Source organism: Caecibacteroides pullorum (assembly GCF_019239235.1).
GTDB classification, from domain to species: domain Bacteria; phylum Bacteroidota; class Bacteroidia; order Bacteroidales; family Bacteroidaceae; genus Bacteroides; species Bacteroides pullorum.
In genome coordinates this window covers 42686-60006 of record NZ_JAAZTS010000020.1, presented here as the reverse complement: position 1 = coordinate 60006, position 17321 = coordinate 42686, and the positions used below count along the sequence as shown (strand labels likewise).

10 protein-coding genes and 1 pseudogene are annotated in these 17321 nt (G+C 50.3%); 2 read left to right on the top strand and 9 right to left on the bottom strand.

The window, feature by feature from the left end:
• Positions 1-92 precede the first annotated feature (92 nt).
• From HF894_RS11915 to HF894_RS11905, 3 genes and pseudogenes are all read right to left on the bottom strand, one after another.
• On the bottom strand, positions 93-611 hold the full coding sequence (locus HF894_RS11915) for a TolC family protein (RefSeq protein ID WP_204972578.1): 519 nt from the start codon (positions 609-611) through the stop codon (positions 93-95).
• 41 nt (positions 612-652) lie between these two features.
• Positions 653-3757, bottom strand: a pseudogene (locus tag HF894_RS11910) (efflux RND transporter permease subunit).
• 13 nt (positions 3758-3770) lie between these two features.
• On the bottom strand, positions 3771-4799 hold the full coding sequence (locus HF894_RS11905; protein ID WP_204972576.1) for an efflux RND transporter periplasmic adaptor subunit: 1029 nt from the start codon (positions 4797-4799) through the stop codon (positions 3771-3773).
• 201 nt (positions 4800-5000) lie between these two features.
• Here HF894_RS11905 and HF894_RS11900 point away from each other — a divergent pair, with 201 nt between their 5' ends.
• Positions 5001-5915 carry an AraC family transcriptional regulator gene (locus HF894_RS11900; protein WP_021847548.1) on the top strand — a complete coding sequence of 305 codons (915 nt, stop codon included), beginning with the start codon at positions 5001-5003 and terminating at the stop codon, positions 5913-5915.
• 7 nt (positions 5916-5922) lie between these two features.
• Here HF894_RS11900 and HF894_RS11895 read toward each other — a convergent pair whose 3' ends face one another.
• Genes HF894_RS11895 through uvrA form a run of 3 tightly spaced genes read right to left on the bottom strand, consistent with a single transcriptional unit; the run spans position 5923 to position 10169 of the window.
• Entirely contained in the window at positions 5923-6567 is a 645-nt protein-coding gene (locus HF894_RS11895) for a thiamine phosphate synthase (RefSeq protein ID WP_204972574.1), read from the bottom strand.
• 12 nt (positions 6568-6579) lie between these two features.
• Complete coding sequence (thiD, locus tag HF894_RS11890) at positions 6580-7383, bottom strand: bifunctional hydroxymethylpyrimidine kinase/phosphomethylpyrimidine kinase (protein ID WP_021847549.1); 804 nt, start codon at positions 7381-7383, stop codon at positions 6580-6582.
• A 2-nt stretch (positions 7384-7385) separates the two neighbouring features.
• The gene (uvrA, locus tag HF894_RS11885; RefSeq protein ID WP_204972572.1) at positions 7386-10169 is read right to left on the bottom strand and encodes an excinuclease ABC subunit UvrA; all 2784 of its coding nucleotides are present in this window, start codon (positions 10167-10169) and stop codon (positions 7386-7388) included.
• Positions 10170-10540: 371 nt separating this feature from the next.
• On the opposite strand from uvrA, the gene HF894_RS11880 reads away from it, so the two are divergent.
• Positions 10541-12049, top strand: coding sequence for a glycoside hydrolase family 10 protein (locus HF894_RS11880; RefSeq protein ID WP_021847551.1), 1509 nt, complete (start codon positions 10541-10543; stop codon positions 12047-12049).
• Here the strand turns inward: HF894_RS11880 and HF894_RS11875 are convergent.
• The 3 genes from HF894_RS11875 to HF894_RS11865 are packed head-to-tail and all read right to left on the bottom strand — an operon-like array spanning position 12046 to position 17228.
• Positions 12046-12594, bottom strand: a complete 549-nt coding sequence (locus HF894_RS11875; protein ID WP_021847552.1) for a chromate transporter — start codon at positions 12592-12594, stop codon at positions 12046-12048. The two genes, HF894_RS11880 and HF894_RS11875, sit on opposite strands and share 4 nt — an antisense overlap.
• 21 nt (positions 12595-12615) lie before the next feature.
• Positions 12616-13176, bottom strand: coding sequence for a chromate transporter (locus HF894_RS11870; protein ID WP_021847553.1), 561 nt, complete (start codon positions 13174-13176; stop codon positions 12616-12618).
• Entirely contained in the window at positions 13173-17228 is a 4056-nt protein-coding gene (locus HF894_RS11865) for a hybrid sensor histidine kinase/response regulator transcription factor (RefSeq protein WP_204972570.1), read from the bottom strand. Before HF894_RS11865 ends, HF894_RS11870 begins: the two co-directional genes overlap by 4 nt.
• Positions 17229-17321 lie beyond the last annotated feature (93 nt).

The window sequence follows — 17321 nt, the reverse complement described above, 5'->3', positions numbered from 1 at the left end:
AACAAAATATCGAGATTATCTTCAGAATATCGCTGCTTGAAAAAGTTAACAACGCTCTTATCGTTGATAAAGAAAAGAGGGTGAATCGCGTATTACGACACACCCTCATGTAATTGCTCTTCTACAACAGAAAGAGTTTTCAATTTTTCTTTTAGCATGACAATTTGCCAGAAATATTGTTCGGTTGTCAGTCGTACTTCATTTTCAGACTGGTTACGTTGCAGGCGGCTGACTTCTACATTTATGTTTGACAATTTGTTGGCGTTAATAATTTGTCCACCTGTGAAGAGAGGCATTGTGGCAGTGACACCGCCTATTACGCCGTTTTTCAGCATAGAGATTTTTTCTCCAGGCATCATTTTCATTTCAAGTAATCCCTTGTCTGACATAAATCCGCCTCCCGAAGCGCTAAACGTAGGAAAGTATTGGGTAAAGGCTTTTTGGCGTACATGCTGTGAGGCTGAAAGGTCGTTATTGGCATTTTTGATACGAACATTGTTTGAAAGAGCCTCGCGAATACATTCGTCCAATGTATATGTTTGCTGGGCAAGTGCAGGCATTATACCTGCACAGCCAATTAAAAATAGAAAAATATGTTTTGTAAAGTTCATATACGTGTTATTAATAATTGTGGATATTGTTTTTATTGTTTTTATTGTTTTTCAAGACTTGCTGCTTGCAGTCGTTTTCGGGAGCTACCTCTGAATATTAGTAAGTAAGCGCATGGAAGTACGGTGAGCAGGAATACCATCGTGATGAGTGTCCCGTAACAGATGACCGTTCCCATTGGCATCCATAGCCCGCTTTTCCCTAATATCATTGGTATTACTCCCATGGAGGCCGCTGCTGAAGTCAGGAAAATAGGTCTCATACGGCGGCGGGCTGAATGATAGATTGCATCCGAAGCTGACATCCCTTCAGTTACACGCAATTCTTCGGCATAATCTATCATGATGATTCCGTTACGGACTATAATTCCCATCAGACTGACAATACCGAGTACGCAAGTTATGCTGAAATCTACTCCTTGAATCAAGATACCAACAGCTGTCCCAAACAGGCAGAGGGTCATGTTGGAAAAGATAAGAGTTGCAATATTCACTTTGTGGAAATGGATGACTAGGATAAAGAAAATGACGACTGCCGCAACCATTAGGCCTGCCATTACCGGGGGCATTTTTTCTGCACTGTCTTCGTAATCACCTCCATAGTTCATACTTACTCCTGGAGAGAAATGGAAACTACTCATTTTCTGCTGTACAAGGCTCATTGCTTCCATGGTGTTTCTGCCACGTTCAACTTCGGCCATTATGGTAAGTGTACAGATTCCATTGCGACGAATGATTTGACTTTCCTTCCATGCTGGGATTACATCGGCTATTTGCCTAAGAGGTACATAAGATGCACCTCCTGCTACGGGAATCAATTCATTTTGTAAATCTGTCAGTGAGGCACTGTCTGATTTTTCACTTTTCAATACAACGGGGATTGCATAGTCTCCTTCCCACATATCGGTCAGAGGTATTCCTGAACCGTAACGCATGGCTAACGTTGTTTCGATATTCAGGTTGCTGATTCCCAAACGGCTGGCTTCATCTTCACGTAATATGATATCTGAAGCTGCCAATGGTTCATTTTGGTCAGTCTGAACTAGAATAAGTCCGGGTATTCCTTGTAATATCGTTTTAATACTATCTGCATCTTTTTTTATTGCTTCACGGTCGTCTCCGCTCAAGCGTATTTCGATAGGATAAACAGCTTCATTGTAACTTAATTGTTTGAAGCGGATACGAGCATTTGGGAAATAATCTGTATATCGGGGAGCATATTCGTTCAATAGTGTTACCGTTTCTTCCACGCCAGTTGTGTTGACAATGAACTGGGCAAAGTTTGTACCTGCTATCTGTGGCGCATAAGTGGTCTGAAAACGTGGTGAAGCGCAACCTTTAAACGATGCTACACTTACTACACGGTTATCTTGACGGAGGATATGTTCTAAGCTGTCGGCAATTTCTGCTGTTTATTTTACGTCTGTACCAGTCGGAAGGTATATTTCTACGGCAAATTGGTTGCGATCGGCATACGGCATCAGTTGCTGGGGAAGTTTAGCCATCAGTAATATACCTGCTATTACTGAACACAAACCAATGCCGACAGTTATTTTAGGATGCGAAAAACAACAATCAAATAATCGGTTGTAGTAATGTTGTAATAAGTCGAGAAATGAAAATGATTTTTGCTCTTTTTTCTCCATGGGTTTACGGATAAAGAAGAATTGCAGGAATGGTACAAGCAGTGTAGCTACCAGCAAGGATACGCCCAAGACGATGGTTATAGCCCATGGGAAGCTTTGCAGAAAATCATTAATCATTCCTGTTGTGGTCATCAGAAACGGAAAGAAGGTGATACTGATAGCCAACGTGGCCGAAAAAATAGATTTGAAAAAGTGTGTGGTGCTTATAATAGAAGCATGCCAGCGTGAGGTTCCTTCTCCTAATTTTTCCAAATAGCTGTCTATAATAACGATTGAGTTGTCTACAATCATTCCAAGAGTTACAATCAATGCAGCTAGTGTCACCGTATTCAACTCAATGTTGAATGCATGGAATAGACCTAAAGAAATGAAAATGGTGATTGGGATAGTCGAAGCAGCGACCAGTGCTACTCTGATTGGAAGCAGGAGCATTACTACAGCAATAACTGCTACAATAGCTATGACTAGTTCGCGCAGAAAGTTTTTTACACTATTGTCTACTACTTGGCTTTGGTCGGTGATGCGGAAAATGGTTACATCTTCTGGCAGTTCTTGTTGAAATGTGCTGATGGTTTCATTGACTGCTTCTCCCATTTTTACGATGTTTTGTCCTTTCTTCATTTCAACTGAAAGAAGCAAACATTTATGTCCGTTGTTGGTGATGTAGCTGTCTGTTTCGGGGTATTCTTTCACTACACGTGCAATGTCTTTCAGGCGTATATTATTCCCTTGCGGATCAGTGTATACTATCTGTTGTTGTACATCGAAAACAGTGTTTAATGACCGGCTGACGTAGACTGGCTGTACATAGTTACCGGTTTTGATACGACCATCTGAAGTGACGAATCCTTTTTGCATTAACGATAGGGCCAAAGTCTGTTCATTGAGTCCGTATTGTGAGAGACGGTCGTTGTCGATATAGATGGAGATTTGTTCTTTCTGGAGTCCGCTTACGCTCATGCGTCCTACGCTGGAAATGCGTCTCAGGCGGTTCTGCAACTGTTCCATGTATGTATCCAGTTCGCGATAAGTCTTGTTTTCGCTTTCCATTGTGATGAGTAGGGCAGATGTATCTCCGAAATCATCCATTACTTGCAGCGCCAATACTCCTGAAGGAAGCTGGGCTTTAAACACAGATATTCCATGTTTGAATTTACTCCAGAATTCGTCCTTATTGTTCAGTTCATCATTCAGTTGAACCTGTATATAGACAATGCCATCTTTGCTTTTGGAGAAAGTTTTCTCCTTTCGTACTTCTTTGTAAGTGAAGATATATTCTTCCAAAGGTTTGGTCACTTTTTCCATCATGTCTTCAGCTGTATATCCGGGGGCTACTGCAACGACGACACCCTGACGGATTGTGAAGTCGGGAAATTCGTTTTTTCGCATTTCCGGCAAACTGTAAATGCCGAAAGCGACAAGGCAACATACTACCAGAATGATAATCTGCCGGTAGTGCATGGCCCATTCCACAGCGTTACGCTTTTTATTGTTTTTATCCATTGTCGTATGTCCTTTATATTATCGTCAAGCTTGTTCCTTCACACACTTTTTGTTGTCCTTCCACGATTACTTGCGTTCCGTTTTGTAAACCGGATACTACAGTTACTCCTTTGGGGGTGAATTCGCCGCACTTTATGATTTGTTTGCTTGCTTTACCATCTTTCTCTATCCAAACAAAATTGTTGTTCTTTTCGTCGAGTTGAACAATATTCGCTGGAATAATATAACAGGCATCTTTTTCCGTATCCTTTCTCAGGACAACTTCTGTTATCATACCAGGCATCAGATCTTTAGCATCGTTGTCTATATGTATTTTTACTTCATATGAACGTGACAGCGGATGTGCTATTATTCCTTTTTCTTCTATTGTTCCTGTCAGTAACTTTCCTCCGAGAGCAGGTACCTTTATATCTACTCTTTGAGAGAGGCGTACATCTGTTATTTCTGTTTCAGGTACTGCTATTTTTATTTTCAGGTGATGTGCTGTAACTAGTTTGGCTACAGGGATGCCTGGAGTAACATTCTGACCAACTTCTATTGATTTTTCAGCTATTACTCCTTCAAATGGAGCAAGAAGCTTGCAATCTTTTAGGTTTTTGTTTGCAATTTCTTCTAAAGCTTGTGCTTGTTGTAATTTGCTTTGTACTTCTATCCACTGTATTTCGGGCAAACTTCCCTTGTCGTGCAATTCTTTCATTCTTTGATGGGCATCTTCTGCTTGCACTAATGAAGCTCTAGCGGCATTATAACTGCTTTGCATAGAGGTCGAATCAAGTGTAGCAAGCAATTGTCCTTTTGAGATGTGCTGCCCCAAATGAAAGTGCAGCGTTTTTACAGTTCCCATGACAGGAAAACTAAGATAAGTTCCATTGCCTTCCTCTACAGTGCCAGAGTAGCTTTTTCCTTGTCCGTCGGTACTTGCCGATACTGTTATCACTTTTACCTTGATCGGTTGTTTTTCTGTAGCTTGATTGTCATTTCTTTGGCATCCAGTCAATAGAATGGCCATCCATAATGTTGTTGTCAAATAGTTCTTTTTCATTTTATTGGGGTTATTGTTTTATTTTTTGGGGGGCAAAGGAATAGCGTTTAATCTGAAATGTGATTATTTTCATATCTCCAAAAATGTCCTATTTGAGAAGTCTGTTGAAAAATAAGACATATAGATCACTTTTAGGCTATTATAGACGGTAATTTGTTCAATATAATCCAGTTTCTTTGCAAACGAAAAATTTATGTAATTATGCAGAAAGTAGAGAATATCAAGAAAGTAAACTTAAATGCAAATGAGTTCCAGGAGCTTACCATATACAATGATGGTAAATTAGCATTTATCAGTAATTTGAAGGATATTGATGTAAGCAGTATGGTTCAGACAGAAATTTATGTCATAGCTCTTGTGCTGGAGGGAAAAGCTCAGGTAAACATAAACGGGACAACTTATGTAGCTTACAAAAATGATATTTTTATCTGTCCTCCCAATAACATAATAGAGGGTACCCTGTCAAGTGTGGATTTTCAATGTCAGTGCATTGGAATGTCGAGAGAGTATATTCATAAACTGCTTCCGATGGCTGACAATATATGGGATATTAAGCTGTTGTTTGAGAAAAATCCGTTATTTACTTTGTCTCCGAATGAAGTGATTGTCTGGAAGCAATATTATGATTTGCTGTGCTCCAAAGTTCATTTGCCGTCGGTAGTTCAGGAAAAAGTTATCAATTTACTGATGTTGGCTTTTTTTTATGACATGCAGAACCATCTGAGCAGGGTGATACAACTGCCTTCACGGTCTTATACTTCTGGTGAATGTCTTTTCAAGAAGTTTATCGATTTGTTGGAAACGTCCTATCCAAAGAACAGGGAGGTTTCTTACTATGCAGATCGCCTGAATGTCACACCTAAATATCTGTCTTCCATTTGTAAGGCTGCTAGTATGCAGACTGCTTCGAGTCTGATAGACCAATATGTCTTGAAGGATGTTGAATACCTCTTGAAATATTCTTCGAAGACGATTAAGGAGATTGTGAATGAACTAGATTTTCCAAATATATCTTTTTTTGGTCGGTATGTAAAAAAACATTTGGGAATGCCTCCTAGGGCATTGAGAGAGAAATTCTGTCAGGAGTATAATCAAAATACGATTAATAATCTGTAGGATTACGTTATGTCTTAGTTTTGATTGTTATTCGATTTGATTTATCAAGTTCCTTACATGTATTTAGTAGTTCTTTAAAATGATGGAGCAGGGTAGACAAATTGGCTGCCGAGTGGTAGTCGTGCCAGATGTCTCCTAGAAAGGCTGCACCTCCAAATCTTAGTGCGTGCAGTAGAGGCAGTTTGCTTGCAGATACGCCACCCAAAGCGATAGTTTTGTTGGTGAGAATACCTTCGGCAGAGGCTCGTCGCAACTGGGCTTCATTGAAGCCTGAGCGATAGCCTTGCTTGGAGATGCTGTCGAAAATAGGACTCAGGAAATGATAGTCGGTCTGTGGACCATAGTAGGAGACTTCTTCCAGTGTGTGGCATGAGCAGCTTATGATTCCTTTGAAGTCCTGGGGAGGCTGGGGATTACGACTGTTCAGATGGATGCCTCCCAAATGGTAGCGTGCCTGCAAGGAAAAATGGTCGTGTAGGCTGATACGTTTGTAGTATTCGGTTGGCAGTTGGCGGATAAGGGCTTCTAGCTGTGCTTCGCTACAGCCGGGTTTGCGCAAGTGCAAACGGTCAAGGCCTTTGTCCAGAAGACAGGTCAACGCTTCAGCTTCGTCTGGAAGGAATTCAGGGTGGGTCAGTACAATGATTTTCATGCAATCAGCTTTTTACAGTTTAAGGTTTGGGGGAAAATGGCACAACGGGCCGTATCCACTGCCTATTTCCCATTGGCTGGCGGCTTTGATGGTTTTGTCCATATAGGCTTTGGCCAGTCGTACGGCTTCGGGGAGGGAATTGCCTTGCCCGAGGAAGGTTGCGATGGCGGATGAGAGCGTACAGCCGGTGCCATGCAGATTGCTTGTGTTGATGCGGGCACTGCTGAAATGGTGTGTCTGTTCGTCGAAGAGGACGTCAGTCATGCGATCACCTTCCAGATGGCCACCTTTCAGTAGAAAGGCGCAGCCGTAGTGTTGGGACAGTTCAGTGGCTGCCTGCTCCATGTCTTGAAGAGTATGGAGATTTTTTCCTAAAAGAAATGAGGCCTCGTTTAAGTTGGGAGTTACCAGGCGGCATCGTGGGAACAACTCTGTTCGGAGGGCTTCGGTGGCATTAGGCTCCATCAGCGGATGACCGCTACTCGACAACATCACGGGGTCGAGCACGACAGGCGTATCGGGATATTTGCTTAGGCAGGCTGCCAAATTTACTATGATGTCGGCGCGTCCTGTCATGCCGATTTTGACGGCGGCAGGATGCAGGTCGCCCAAGACAGCTTCCGTTTGTGCGGCCACAAGCGGGCCGGGCAGGTAGTCGACGGACGTGACGCCCCGCGTGTTTTGCACGGTGATAGCGGTGATGGCCGCCGCCGCATAGCCTCCCAGCGCCGAGATGGTTTTGATGTCGGCCTGTATGCCAGCTCCACCCGAGGGATCGGAACCGGCGATGCTCAGGATAATGGTAGGCGTCTGCATGGTCAGGAGTCGGCTTGTTGTAGTTTCTCTTTCAGGAACTGACCCGTGTAGCTGGCGGCACAGGCAGCTACCTCTTCGGGCGTGCCTGCCACGACGAGGTTTCCGCCGCGGTCGCCGCCTTCGGGGCCGAGGTCTATCACGTAGTCGGCACACTTGATGACATCCAGGTTGTGCTCGATGATGACGATGCTGTGTCCGCGCCGGATGAGAGCGTCGAAGGCTTCGAGCAGCTTGCGGATGTCGTGGAAGTGGAGGCCAGTGGTGGGCTCGTCGAAGATGAAGAGTGTCGGATCGGCCTTCTCCATGCTCAGGTAGTAGGCCAGCTTGACGCGCTGGTTCTCGCCGCCCGAGAGAGTGGACGACGACTGCCCCAGCTTGATGTAGCCCAGGCCTACGTCCTGCAACGGGATGAGCTTCTTGACGATTTTCTTCTGCCCGTGCTGGCCGAAGAACTCGATGGCCTGATCGACAGTCATTTCAAGTACGTCGTAGATGTTGGCGTCGTGGAAGCGTACCTCCAGCGTGTCGGGCTTGAAGCGCTTGCCGTGGCACGACTCGCACTCCAGCACCAGGTCGGCCATGAACTGCATTTCCACGGTGATGGTACCTTCGCCCTTGCATTCCTCGCAACGGCCGCCTTCGCTGTTGAAGCTGAAGTAGCCGGCCGTGTAGCCCATCTGCTTGGCCAACGGCTGTTCGGCATAGAGCTTGCGTATCTCGTCGTAGGCCTTGAGGTAGGTCACGGGATTGCTGCGCGACGACTTACCGATGGGGTTCTGGTCGACGAACTCCACGTTGCGCAGGTTGCGCAGGTCGCCTTCGATGCTTACGAATTCGCCCGGGCGGTCACTGCATTCGTCCAACTCGCGCTTCAGGGCGCGGTAGAAGATGTCGCGCACCAGCGTACTTTTACCCGAACCGCTGACACCCGTTACTACGGTCATCACGTTCAGGGGGAAGCGCACATCGATGCCCTTCAGGTTGTTCTCGCGGGCACCTTTTATTTCGATATAGTTATTCCACGGGCGGTGTTGCGTGGGCACGGGGATGGTTTCTTCGCCCAGCAGGTAGCGCACGGTGTAGCTGTTGCTATGCTTCTGGAGGTCTTTCATGTCACCCTGATACACCACCTCGCCTCCCAGGCGTCCGGCTTTGGGGCCGATGTCGATGATGTAGTCGGCGGCGCGGATGATTTCTTCGTCGTGCTCTACGACGGCTACCGTGTTGCCCAACTGCTGGAGTTGGCGCAAGACACATATCAGCTTGTCCGTGTCGCGGCTATGGAGGCCGATGCTGGGTTCGTCCAGTATGTAGAGACTCCCCACAAGGCTGCTGCCCAGCGAGGTGGCCAGGTTGATGCGCTGGCTCTCGCCGCCCGACAGGGAGTTGCTCAGACGGTTCAGTGTCAGATAGCCCAGGCCCACGTCGACAAGGAAACGGATGCGGCTGTTTATCTCCGTCAGGATGCGGCTGGCCACTTGCATTTCGTGTTCGGTCAGCTTCAGATGGTCGAAGAATGCCTTCAGCTCGGTAATGGGCAGGTCCACCAGCTCCGAGATGTTGCGTCCGCCTACCCGTACGTAGCCCGCTTCAGGCTTCAGGCGGCTACCGTGGCAACGCGGACAGATGGTCTTGCCGCGGTAGCGGGCCAGCATCACGCGGTATTGTATCTTGTATTGGTTCTCCTGCAACATGCGGAAGAAGGCGTTGATGCCTTCGAAGTAGGGCGTACCCTCCCACAACATGCGGCGCTGCTCGTCGGTCAGCTGGTAGTAGGGGGTAAAAATGGGGAAGCCTGCCTTTTCGGCTCCGCGGATGACCATGTCGCGCCATTCGCCCATCTTCTCGCCTCGCCAGCACATCACGGCTCCGTCGTAGACGGACAGGGCACGGTTGGGCACCACCAGATGCTCGTCGATACCGATGATTCGGCCGAAGCCTTCGCACTCGGGGCAGGCGCCCATGGGCGAGTTGAAGGAGAACATCTGGTCGTTTGGCTCCTCGAAGGTGATGCCGTCGGCTTCGAACTTGGTGCTGAAGCGATAGAGGCGGGTGGTGCCGTCGGGCTGGTAGAAGCGTAGCAGGCAGGCACCGTCGCCCTCGTACATGGCCGTCTCTACGGAGTCAGTCAATCGGCTCACGGTGTCTTTGGCGGCCGAGGCCGTCAGGCGGTCTATCAGCAGGAAGACGTTGTCGCCTTCATGCGGTTCGTATTCGTCGATGCGCATGGCCTGTCCGTTCACTTCCAGGCGGGTGAAACCCTGCTTCTGGTCGATGGCCAGCTGCTCCTTCATCGTACGTCCCTGGGGCACAAGCAGAGGGGTGAGGACGGTGAAGCGGGTACCTTCGGGGTACTCCAGCATGCACTGGACGATGTCTTCGGCCGAGTGCTTCTTCACCTCCTGCCCGCTGACGGGGCTGAACGTGCGTCCGATGCGGGCGTAGAGCAGGCGCAGGTATTCGTAGATTTCGGTCGAGGTGCCCACGGTAGAGCGCGGGTTGCGGCTGTTCACCTTCTGCGCGATGGCAATGGCGGGGGGGATGCCCTTGATGTAGTCGCACTCGGGCTTGCTCATGCGTCCCAGGAACTGGCGTGCATAGCTGCTGAGGCTCTCCACATAGCGGCGTTGCCCCTCGGCGTAGAGGGTGTCGAAGGCCAGCGACGACTTGCCTGAGCCCGACAGGCCGGTGATGACTACCAGCCGGCCTCGCGGTATCTCGACGTCGATGTTCTTCAGGTTGTTGACGCGGGCGCCTTTTATGATGATGGATTTGGTTTCACTCATGTCTTTTTCTCGCTTACGGCATGCGAAGTTACGGAAAAACAAATCAAACCGCAATTTTTGACCGTATTTTGTAGAGACTTGTTGGTCAATTTTTCAGAAAAATAACGGCTTGGCAGGGATTGTGGCCGCTTCGGTGCGGATGGAGCGTCCGTTTGCCCAGCTTAAAGCATTGTTTTGTCCAGCTTAAAACATTGCTTTCCCCAGCTTAAAGCATCGCTTTTCCCAGCTTGAACAGATGCTTTTCCCAGCCCTTTCTGAGGTATAGAGTGGAGGTCTCTGGGGGCGTAAAGCGCGAAAACCGTTTGTTCACCTTGGTACTTCCCTCGCTTTGCACTATCTTTGTGGCAATTCTAAAAAAACAGATGAAAACAATGAAACTGAAAAACTTGTTCGTGTGGATGTTGTTGCTGGCTTCGTGTGCCGTATGGGCGCAGGAACTGACGGGGCAACGCTATCCCAAACGTGAATTCCGTGCCGCCTGGATTCAGGCGGTGAACGGCCAGTTCAAGGGCATGCCGGCCGCGCAGATGCAGGCCACCCTCATCGGCCAGCTCAACTCCTTGCAGAAGGCGGGCATCAATGCCATCATCTTCCAGGTGCGCCCCGAGGCCGACGCGCTCTATGCCTCGAAGCTTGAGCCCTGGAGCCGTTACCTGACGGGGGTACAGGGGCAGGCACCGCAACCCTATTGGGACCCCATGCAGTTCATGATAGACGAGTGCCACAAGCGCGGCATGGAGTTTCATGCCTGGATCAACCCTTATCGGGTGAAGACGTCGCTGGCCAACCAGCTGGCGCCGCAACACATCTACAACCGCCACCCCGAGTGGTTCCTTACCTACGGCAACCAGCTGTTCTTCGACCCTGCCTTGCCGCAGAGCCGTGATTACATCTGCCAGGTGGTGAGCGACATTGTGTCGCGCTACGATGTCGATGCCATCCACATGGACGACTACTTCTATCCCTATCCCACGAAAGGGGTGGAGTTCCCCGACTCGGCCAGCTTTGCCCGCTATGGTGGCGGCTTCGACAACATCGGCGACTGGCGGCGTAGCAACGTCAACCTGCTCATCCGCAAGATACACGAAACGGTGCGCGCTCTGAAGCCTTGGGTCAAGTTCGGCGTGTCGCCTTTCGGCATCTACCGCAACGACTCGAGCGACCCGTTGGGAAGCAAGACCCGCGGCTTGCAAAACTACGACGACCTTTACGCCGACGTGCTGCTTTGGGCACGCGAAGGTTGGATAGACTACAATATCCCGCAGATTTACTGGCAGATAGGCCATCCGGTAGCCGACTATGCCGTGCTTGTTGACTGGTGGGCCAAGCATAGCGAGGGGCGTCCGCTCTTCATCGGCCAGTCGGTGATGAACACCGTCCAAAATGCCGACCCCAAGAACCCCAACATCAACCAGCTGCCCGCCAAGATGGCCCTGCAACGTGCCTATCAGACGATTGGCGGAAGTTGCCAGTGGTATGCCGGCGCGGTGGTGGAGAATGCGGGCAAGTATCGCGACGCCCTGATAGCCGAGTATCACAAGTATCCCGCCCTGCCGCCTGTGTTCGACTTTATGGACGACAAGGCTCCCGGCAAGGTGCGCAAGCTGAAGCCCGTGTGGACAGAAGACGGCTATATTCTCTTCTGGACGGCACCAAAGTATAAGGACGAGATGGACCGTGCCGTGCGCTACGTGGTTTATCGCTTTGCCGACAAGGAAGATGTGAATATCGACGACCCGTCGCACATCGTGGCCATTACCAACCAGCCGTGGTACAAGTTGCCCTACGAAGACGGCAAGACGAAGTACCGCTACGTGGTGACCGCCCTCGACCGCCTGCACAACGAGTCGAAGTCGGTGAAGAAGAAAATCAAGCTTTAATAAAGTATCAGCCCCGCTACCCCGCAGGCCACAATCATGCCGATGGGGTTCAACTTGTACTTCCTGGTGCCCACGAAGGCCACGAGGAAGATGATACAGCTGATGACGAACGAACGCGTGTCTTCGGTGGGCGAGCCAAAGTTCTCGGCATTCATCAACACCAGGGCGGCCGAGGCGAGCAAACCCACCACCGCAGGGCGGAGGCCTGCAAATATGGCCTCTACGGCCGGATGCTTCTGATACTTCAGGAAGAACTTGCTGATAGTGAGCATCAGGATGAACGACGGGAGCACCACGGCAAAGGTGGCGATGACGGAGCCCCACACACTGCCCGTGGCCGTGAAGCCTACGTAGGTGGCTGAGTTGATGCCGATGGGGCCGGGGGTCATCTGGCTGATGGCCACGATGTCGGTAAACTCCTGCGGTGTCAGCCACTCGTAGCGCGTCACGACTTCACCCTGTATCATGGAGAGCATGGCATAGCCGCCTCCGAATCCGAACAATCCTATCTTGAAGAATGTATAGAACAGATGTAGATAGAGCATGTTTTCAGATTTTCGTTTGTTTTATGAATGAATGTTTTCTTTCTCTTGTCTTGCTTTCCATTTTCCATAGAAGAATCCGCCTACGCCTGCAGCAATGATGATCCAAATGGGTGAGAAACCCAGGAGCCAGATGAGCAGGGCCGACACAACGGGTATCCACAGGTTGTAGCGGTTGATGCGTGCCGACTTGCCCATGCTGAACGTGGGCGCGGCGATGAGCGCTACGACGGCCGGACGGATGCCCTTGAAGATGCGTTCCACCACGGTGTTCTCCTTGAAGTTGTGGAAGAAGAGGGCGATGGCCAGGATAATGAGGAACGAGGGCAGGATGGTGCCCAGTGCCGTGACGATGCTTCCACGGATGCCGCGCAGGCGGTAGCCGATGAAGATGGAGATGTTGACTGCCAGGATGCCGGGCGACGACTGCGAGATGGCCAGCAGGTCGATGAAGTCGTCCTTGGCTATCCAGTTGCGTTTTGTTACAATCTCGTTTTCGATGAGAGGCACCATGGCATAGCCTCCCCCGATGGTAAAGGCTCCTATCTTGAAGAAGATGGAGAATGCTTCGAGGTAAATGTTCATTGTTGTCTTTCTATGTCCTTTTCGTTGGAAGGCTCGTCCCCGCCCTTGGCATATTGGCTGGGGCTCACCTTATAATACTTCTTGAAGACCTCGCGGAAATACTTCACGTCGTTGAAACCGGTCATTTCGGATATTTCCGTGATGTTGTATTGCTTTTCCCGGAGCAGCTTGGCGGCACGCTTCAGGCGGATGATGCGGATGTAGTCGGCTGGCGCCTGGTCGGTCAGTGCTTTCAGCTTGTTGTAGAAGCTGGTGCGGCTCATGTTCATCAGGGCACAGAGACTGTCCACGTTGAATTCGCTCTTCTCGATGTTGTCTTCCACGTAGCGGGTCACAGTGGTAATAAACTTCCAGTCGAGGTCGTCCGTACAATTGTTGCAGGGCGTTTCGGGCTTTTCGTCGTTTATGGCGAGGTTTGCATACTTGCTCCGCAACAGGCGTCGGTTTTGTAGCAGGTTGGCGATGGTGGCGCGCAGGATACCTACGTTGAAGGGTTTCACAAGATAGTCGTCGGCCCCTGTCTGCAAACCCTCGATGATGCTCCGTTCGGTGTTGAGGGCTGTGAGCAGGATAATGGGGATGTGCGACGTGTTGATGTCTTTCTTCAGTGTGCGGCACAATTCGTCTCCACGCATTTCGGGCATCATGATGTCCGAGATGATGAGGTCAGGCGCATAGTCCTTCACCACTTCGAGGGCTTGCCTGCCGTTGTTGCAGGTCTGCACGGTATATACGTCGGACAAGGTCTGGCGGAGGTATTCTCTCAGTTCGTCGTTATCTTCCACGACCAGTATTTTTTCGTGGTTCGAGGTCGCTTGCGGTTGTTCCTCCGTATTTTCGCGGTTGGGGGATACCGTGGCTGTCGGGCTTTCCTCCACTCGCTCTTCTGGCTGGACAGGCGGAAGTTCCGTTTCGCGATTGGGCAGGGTGTCCACAAAGGTAGCCTTGCGATAGGCTTTCCTGTTTTTGGGGAAACTGACGCGAACCGTGGAGCCTTGTCCTTCGGTACTATTGAAGCTCAGTTTTCCCTTGTGCAATCTGACAAGTTTCCATACCAGGAGCAGACCGATGCCGCTTCCTGTAATTTTAGCGTTGACGGCATTGCTTCCACGGAAGTGCATGCGGAAGAGCTTCCGTTGTTCGGCGGCAGGCACTCCGATACCCGTGTCCTTCACTTCGATTGTCCATTGTTCGGCCGTCTCCGTAGCTTCGAGCACGACGCTACCTTCTTCGGCGGTATATTTCAAGGCGTTGGACAGGAGGTTCTTCAGGATGGAGTCCATCTTGTCCTTGTCTATCCACACATTGAGGTAGTCGAAGTTCTTTTCGTAAGTCAGGGCGATACGTTTCACCTTGGCATATTCGCGGAAGATGTTGAGGGTCTCTTCCAGATAAGCTCCCAGCTCATATTCAGCCACGCGGAGCTTGCCTCCATACGTGTCGGCACGCTCAAAGTTGATGAGGTTGGTGGTTAGGCGCAGGAGCACGTGTACGTTGCGCAGGGCGGTGTGGATGTTGTTCCGTCCGCTTTCGCTCAGTTGTTCGTGGTTGGCCAGGTCTTCCAGCGGCGCCTTGATGAGGGTGAGCGGCGTACGGATGTCGTGGGCGGTATTGATGAAGAAGCGTATCTTCTCGTTCGATTCACGCTTCTGCTTGCGCAGGAGGTAGATGCGCAAGGCCGTAATCAGCGCCCCCAGCGTGAAGAGGATATAGGCCAGCCATGCCCACCAGCTGAACCAAAGGGGCTTGTCGATGACGATAGGCAGGCTTCGCTCCTCGAGCACTGTGTCGTGGTTCTCGTTGGAGATGGCCCGCACGCGCAAGGTATATTCGCCGGGGCTCAGATTGGTGAAGCTGATGATGTTGTCGCGGCTGGGTTGGCTCCATTTGTCGTAGAAGCCTTCCAGCTTCCAGGAGTAGAGCACCAGCGAAGGGTAGTCGTAGTTGATGGACGACACCTGCAGGGAGAAGATGTTCTGGTCGTATTTCAGACGGAGTAGGTCGATGTCGTCGATGTTGGTGGTCAGCGGCGAGTGCTTGTCGCCGGGGTAGACTGTTTCGTAGAGTACTTTGAAATCACTAAACACCATCTTGGTGGTATAATGGTCGGGCAATACCATGTTCTTGTCGAACTCGATGGCACCATCGGTACTTCCGAAGACCAGTTGGCCGTTACGTCTGAGAGTACCTGCTGAAGCGTTGAAATGTTCGGCTTTTAGCCCTTGTTCTTTTGTCCAGTTGTGGAAGATTTTACTATGTGGATTGAAGGTAGTCAAGGTGCTTTCGGTACTTAGGAAGAAGCCTCCCTCACCATCAGGCAGAATACAATAGATGTTGTTGGAGATGAGCGAGCTGTTGTCTTTGTCGAAGTGGTAAAACTGTTTCTCCTCCAGGTCGTATATGAGCAAGCCCGTGTTGTTGGTGCCGATGTATAGCTTCTGGTCGTCCGACTGGTAGAGGGAGTAGATGTAGTGTGACTCAACGGGCAGCTCCACATATTCGGCCTTGCCGCTCTGTTTCTCGAGGCGGTAGAGCCCGTTGACAGTGCCTACCCACAGGTGTGTGGAGTCGTTTTCTGTCAGGGCGGTGATGTCCGACAGGCCTCCGATGAGGCGCACCTGCCTGCGTGTGTAATCTATTTCCTTGAGGTTATAGTAACCGCCGGCCCATATCTTGCCGTCGCTTGTCTTCAGGATGGCACGGATGTACTTGTCGGCACGGATGCCGGCATTACCCATCGAGGCAGGCGTGAAGAATTGCACCGAACGGTTGCGCTTGTCTATCTGGTAGACGCCGGACGAGTATCCGCCTGCCCAGATGATGCCGGGTGCCACTTCGCACAGGGAGATGTAGGAATGGCTCTTGTTTTTTCCACCGGTTTCGAAAGTGCTCAGGAAGGAGGTCCATTGCTCCTGGCGGTCGTTGTAGAGGCTGATGCCGTTGTCCGTGGCAAACCACAGGTCGCCGTCGCGGTCTTCGATGACGGCATTCACACGGTTGTTCACGAGCGACTGGCGGTTGCCGATGGAGTGCTTGATCCAGTGGAAGTCGGCATAGCGGTTGTCGCGCACGGTGATGCCGATGGGGAAGTTTGCCATCCAGATGCGTTGTTCGTCGTCGATGTAGAGGTCGGTGATGCTGTTGCCGTTCATCGCGTTGTAGCGGTTGTAATCGGCCGTGATGTAGGGTTCGCACTCGTAGGTATCGGTGTTCAGCCGGTAGACACCGGCTCCGTCGGTAGCAATGAGTACCGTGTTCTTTCCGAATTCCTGTATGCTGTTGATGGTGATGTCTGTCAATTCGGTTTGTAGTTGCAGAAGTTGGTGCCTGTTCAGGTCGTAGACGAAGATACCCTTCAGGAAGGTGCCGATGAACACTTTTCGGGTACTCTTGTCGAGGTAGAGCTCGTTGACCTGCAGGTTCAGGGAGTCGAGCTTGTCGCAAGGGTTCAGTTGCAGGATGCTGTCCTTCAGTTCGGCATAGTGTATGCCCTGGTCGGTGCCGATGAAGTAGTGTGCGGTATCGGTTTGCAGGATGCAGGTGATGTTTTCGTCCAGCTGGTTGCGGATGTGCCGGGTGTGGTTGTTGCGGCTATCATACAGGTATATCTGCTTGCGGGTACAGAGCCATATCTGGCCTTTCTCGTCCACGTAACCATAGCTCACGGGCGTATTGTGTTCCTTTTCTGTCTGTTCGGGAAGCTTGTACACCAGTTGGAAACGGTCGTGCTGGCTTTCGTAGCGGAAGACGCGGCCCTTCTTGCCTATCTCCCACAACACCCCGTCGGTGTCCAGATAGAGCCAGTTCAGGTTGATGGCCGAGTTGAGTTCCTGTTCGCCGTCCATCAGCTTGTAGTGTTTGAACTCCTTTCCGTTGTAGCGGTCGATGCCTTCGGGGGTCAGGAACCACATGTAGCCTTTCCGGTCTTTTTCGATGGCATACACCTGCCGGTTGCTCAATCCGTCTTCCATACCTATATATTTATAGGTCTGCGGGCAGACGATGAGTGGTAGCAGGATGGCGATAAGGGTAGTCAGGATGTTTTTTCTCATAGCCGACACGATATTGTTTCCTTGGAAACAGAATGCTTTGAATAAGGGAAAAGACACGGATGAAACAGACATCCGGCCGTTTGGCCGTCGGGG

What these genes read in the sequence shown, in the direction of transcription:
- HF894_RS11900 (WP_021847548.1), top strand. Translation starts at nt 5,001, where the DNA reads ATGCAGAAAGTAGAGAATATCAAGAAAGTAAACTTAAATGCAAATGAG.
- HF894_RS11865 (WP_204972570.1), bottom strand. Translation starts at nt 17,228, where the DNA reads ATGAGAAAAAACATCCTGACTACCCTTATCGCCATCCTGCTACCACTC.
- HF894_RS11905 (WP_204972576.1), bottom strand. Translation starts at nt 4,799, where the DNA reads ATGAAAAAGAACTATTTGACAACAACATTATGGATGGCCATTCTATTG.
- HF894_RS11870 (WP_021847553.1), bottom strand. Translation starts at nt 13,176, where the DNA reads ATGAACATTTACCTCGAAGCATTCTCCATCTTCTTCAAGATAGGAGCC.
- HF894_RS11915 (WP_204972578.1), bottom strand. Translation starts at nt 611, where the DNA reads ATGAACTTTACAAAACATATTTTTCTATTTTTAATTGGCTGTGCAGGT.
- HF894_RS11875 (WP_021847552.1), bottom strand. Translation starts at nt 12,594, where the DNA reads ATGCTCTATCTACATCTGTTCTATACATTCTTCAAGATAGGATTGTTC.
- uvrA (WP_204972572.1), bottom strand. Translation starts at nt 10,169, where the DNA reads ATGAGTGAAACCAAATCCATCATCATAAAAGGCGCCCGCGTCAACAAC.
- thiD (WP_021847549.1), bottom strand. Translation starts at nt 7,383, where the DNA reads ATGCAGACGCCTACCATTATCCTGAGCATCGCCGGTTCCGATCCCTCG.
- HF894_RS11880 (WP_021847551.1), top strand. Translation starts at nt 10,541, where the DNA reads ATGAAACTGAAAAACTTGTTCGTGTGGATGTTGTTGCTGGCTTCGTGT.
- HF894_RS11895 (WP_204972574.1), bottom strand. Translation starts at nt 6,567, where the DNA reads ATGAAAATCATTGTACTGACCCACCCTGAATTCCTTCCAGACGAAGCT.